This window comes from Hydrogenophaga sp. (assembly GCF_026125825.1).
Lineage (GTDB): Bacteria > Pseudomonadota > Gammaproteobacteria > Burkholderiales > Burkholderiaceae_C > Hydrogenophaga.
In genome coordinates this window covers 1-3,620 of record NZ_JAHCKK010000186.1, presented here as the reverse complement: position 1 = coordinate 3,620, position 3,620 = coordinate 1, and the positions used below count along the sequence as shown (strand labels likewise).

Genomic DNA, 3,620 nt, shown 5'->3' with positions numbered 1-3,620 from the left:
CGCCGCGTCCCCGTGCCGCTCTCCGAGCCGCGGGCCTGAGCGCGCGCGGCGCCGTAGTCTGGGCCGCGTCCGCTCCTGCTCAACGAGCACATCTCGGGTGACGAGATGTGCTCTAACGGCCGGCGTGCGCTCGATCGACTTCAACGACCTCCCGCGGACGACCCGCGAGCGATTCGTCCGCTCGCTCGTGTCGGCCTCGCCGGCGGCGCGGCCGATCTGCCAGCGCGTCTCGAAGCAACGGAGCCCGGCGGGGTGGTACCTCCTCCTCGTGCTCGCGGCGGCGGCGCTCGGCGGCCTCGGGTGCTGGCGCTTCGGGGCGATCGACGCGCCCGTGCAGGACCGGCGTCTGCTCGGCGGCTACGTCGCCGCCGGCGCGGCCCTCGTCCTCTCGGCGTCGATGCTCGCGCGCCGGCGGGCGATCCGGGGCTCGCTCCCGTTCGCGCCCGGCGTCTACGTGTTCCCGCTGGACCTCGTCGACGCGCGCACCCGGCAGCTCGAGCTCTACTCCCTCTCCGAGCTCCAGTCGCTCGACCCCGTGCACCACAGCCACAAGGGACGGTACACGCACTCGTCGCTCTGGCTCGTCTTTCCCACGAGGTCGTTCGTCTTCGAGGCCCGCGGCCAGTACGCCGCCGACGCGCAGCTCGCGGCGGTGCGGCGCGCCCGCGAGGCCCTCGCCGCGGCGACGCACCGCGGGACGCTCGACGACCTCGCCTCGCTCGATCCGTTCATCGACGCGCGCGCGCGCAACTTCGAGCCGGCGAGCGACCACGGGCTGCTCGCGCGCGGCCGCCCCGCGTGGACGCGCTTCGTCTGGGCGATCGCGCTCGTCGTCGGGCCCGCGCTCGGGTTCGGGGCGTGGCGCCTGCGGAACTGGCTGAGCGACGCGCGGGCGTCCTCGCGGCTCCGCGCTCGCCCCGACGTCGCGCAGACGGAGACGTACGTCGCCGGCGGAGGCCTCCGCGCGCTCGACCAGGCGGGGACGCGCCCGGCGTCCTTCGATCCGCGGGCGGCGGCGAGCGACGCCCCGCCGTGACCGCGGGCGCCCGGGCTCAGGCGTCCTTCTTCTTCCGGTAGATGAGGAACGCGAGCCCGACGCTCAGGAAGTAGAGCGCGATGAGCGCGCTCGAGACGGCGATCTGGCTCGAGATCTCGGGGCCCGGCGTGACGAACGCGCCGACGACGAACGCGCCGACGATCGCGTAGCGGCTGAACTTCACGAGCTGCTGCGGCGTGACGATGCCGGCGAGGGCGAGGAACCCGATGAACAGCGGCAGCTCGAAGACGAAGCCGAACGCGAGCAGCATGTGCTCCGCGAAGTCGAGGTAGTACTCCATCGTCGGCTTCGTCGTCAGGACGACGCCCGACTGCGAGCCGACCTCGCCGAGGAGCGAGAAGAAGAACGGGAAGCTGAACGGGAGCGCGACGTAGTACGCGAACGCGACGCCCGACGTGAACAGCGTCGTCGAGAAGACGACGAACGGGATGATGTAGCGCTTCTCGCGCGAGTAGAGGCCCGGGCTGATGAACGCCCAGAGCTGGTAGAAGACGATCGGCGTCGCGAGGATGACCCCGCCGACCAGCGCGAGCTGCATGTAGTTCACGAACGCGTCGGCGGGCGCGAGGGTCTGCAGCTCCGGCTTCTGGCCCGCGGCGACGAGCTCGGGGAACCGCTCCCCCCACGCCTTCGCGTACGGCACCATCAGCCAGTCGAGCAGGAGCTGGCGGTACGCCCAGCAGACGCAGGCGCCCGCGACGAGGCCGATCGCGGCGCGGCCGAGGCGCTTCCGGAGCTCCCCGAGGTGCTCCCAGATCGTCATCTTGACGTCGTCCTCGGGCTCGTCGTGCTCGCTCGTCTCCGCCGTCGTCATGACGCCTCCGCCTCCGCCCGAGCTTCGGTCTCTTCGGGGGCCTCGGTCTCCTCCGCGGGGGGCAAGGGCGGGAGCTCGGCGTCCTCGTCGCCGAGGAGGTAGAGCGCGTCGCGTGCGAGCGGGCTCTTCGGGAGGCCCTCCGCGTAGACGATCGCGTTGTCGGGGAGGCAGCCGTACGAGTCGGCGCCGTCGCGCGGGTACTCGCGGTCGCGGAAGACGTTGAAGTCGTCGCCGCGCGCGTAGTCCTCTTGCGCGATCGGCTTCGGCGCGTCGGCCTCGACGCGGGCGGCCCGCTGCACGGCGTCGAGCTCGCCGCGCGCGAGCTTCCGGATCTCCGCGATGTCGTCCGCGAGCCCCTCCGAGCGGAGCGCGTCGTCGATGCCGGACTGCGCGCGGAGGTCCGCCGCGGCGCGCCGGATCTTGCCCGCCCACTGCCCGAGCTTCCGCAGCATCTTGGGCAGGTCCTTCGGGCCCATGACGATGAGCGTCACGAGCACGACGACCACGAGCTCCGAGAAGCTGAAGCCGAACACGCGATCAACCTAGCACCTTCTTCGTGCCGGGTGGCCTCCGCCAGTCGGGCCCGCTAGCCTCGGGCACCGTCATGGCCGCTCCCGTCGCGCTCCAGGGGATCACGCCGGCCGCGCTCGCGCGGCAGCTCCCCGCGCTCACGCTCGACGAGGCGCGCCGCGTCGTCTCGCAGGTCCATCGCGACGTCGATCCGCAGACGCCGAGCTCCGGCATCCGCCGCTCGTCGCGCGAGGAGGTCGTCCGCGCGGGCCACGTGCCGTCGCTCGCGATCGCGGCCGAGCGCGCGAGCAAGGTCGACCCGTTCGTGAAGTACGCGCTCGCGACCGCGGACGGGCACGTCGTGGAGACGGTGCGCATCCCGCTCGAGGCGAAGGGCCGCTTCTCCGTGTGCGTGAGCTCGCAGGTCGGCTGCGCGCTCGCGTGCACGTTCTGCGCGACGGGGCGGATGGGCCTCCAGCGCAACCTCGAGACGTGGGAGATCGTCGAGCAGGTGCGCGTCGTCCGGCGCGGCCTCCCCGCCGGGACGCGCGTGCACGGCGTCGTCTTCCAGGGGATGGGCGAGCCGATGGCGAACCTCGATCGCGTGCTCCACGCGATCGAGGTGATGATGGAGCCCTCCGCGCTCGCGATCGACGCGCGCGCGATCACGGTCTGCACGTCGGGGCTGCCGAGCGGGATCCGCCGCCTCGCGCAGGCGGCGCCGAAGGTGCGGCTCGGCCTCTCGCTCGGGTCCGCGCTCACGGAGACGCGGCGATCGCTCATGCCGATCGAGCGATCGCACGCGCTCGCGGACGTGCTCGACGCGGCGGCGGAGCACGTCGCGCTGACCGGCCTCGCGCCGATGTTCGCGGTCACGCTCCTCGCCGGGGTGAACGACTCCGCCGCGCACGCGCACGCGCTCGCCGACGTGATCCTCTCGTTCCGCGAGCGGACCGGGAAGTCGCCGCGCCTCAGCGTCATCCCGTACAACGGCATCGGCGCGCCGGACCCGTTCGCGCGCGCCGCCGACGACGTCGAGGCCGCGTTCCGCGACGTCCTTCGCGCCCGCGGCGTGTTCTCGCACAAGCGCTACAGCGGCGGCGCCGACGTCGACGCCGCCTGCGGCCAGCTCGCGGCAAAAGACGGGCCGCCACAGTCGCGAAGCGAAGTCCCCGACCTCGAGAAGGGGCCCCAGAAGCGGCCGCCCCAGCGGGCGCAAAGCGCCCCGAGCGCGCAGCG

At 73.2% G+C, this 3,620-nt stretch carries 4 protein-coding genes; 2 read left to right on the top strand and 2 right to left on the bottom strand.

The annotated features are described in order from the left end of the window. Nucleotides 1–124 precede the first annotated feature (124 nt). Nucleotides 125–1,036 (top strand): hypothetical protein, encoded by a 912-nt coding sequence (locus KIT86_RS24680; RefSeq protein WP_297403326.1) that lies wholly within the window; start codon nt 125–127, stop codon nt 1,034–1,036. 16 nt (nt 1,037–1,052) lie between these two features. On the opposite strand, the gene tatC is transcribed toward KIT86_RS24680, so the two are convergent. Further along, the gene (tatC, locus tag KIT86_RS24675) at nt 1,053–1,871 is read right to left on the bottom strand and encodes a twin-arginine translocase subunit TatC (RefSeq protein WP_297403324.1); all 819 of its coding nucleotides are present in this window, start codon (nt 1,869–1,871) and stop codon (nt 1,053–1,055) included. Then, nucleotides 1,868–2,404, bottom strand: a complete 537-nt coding sequence (tatB, locus tag KIT86_RS24670) for a Sec-independent protein translocase protein TatB (protein WP_297403322.1) — start codon at nt 2,402–2,404, stop codon at nt 1,868–1,870. Before tatB ends, tatC begins: the two co-directional genes overlap by 4 nt. Nucleotides 2,405–2,475: 71 nt before the next feature. Here tatB and rlmN point away from each other — a divergent pair. Continuing rightward, nucleotides 2,476–3,620: 23S rRNA (adenine(2503)-C(2))-methyltransferase RlmN (gene rlmN, locus KIT86_RS24665; protein WP_297403321.1), on the top strand; the 1,145-nt coding region annotated here is incomplete at its 3' end.

What these genes read in the sequence shown, in the direction of transcription:
- tatC (WP_297403324.1), bottom strand. Translation starts at nt 1,871, where the DNA reads ATGACGACGGCGGAGACGAGCGAGCACGACGAGCCCGAGGACGACGTC.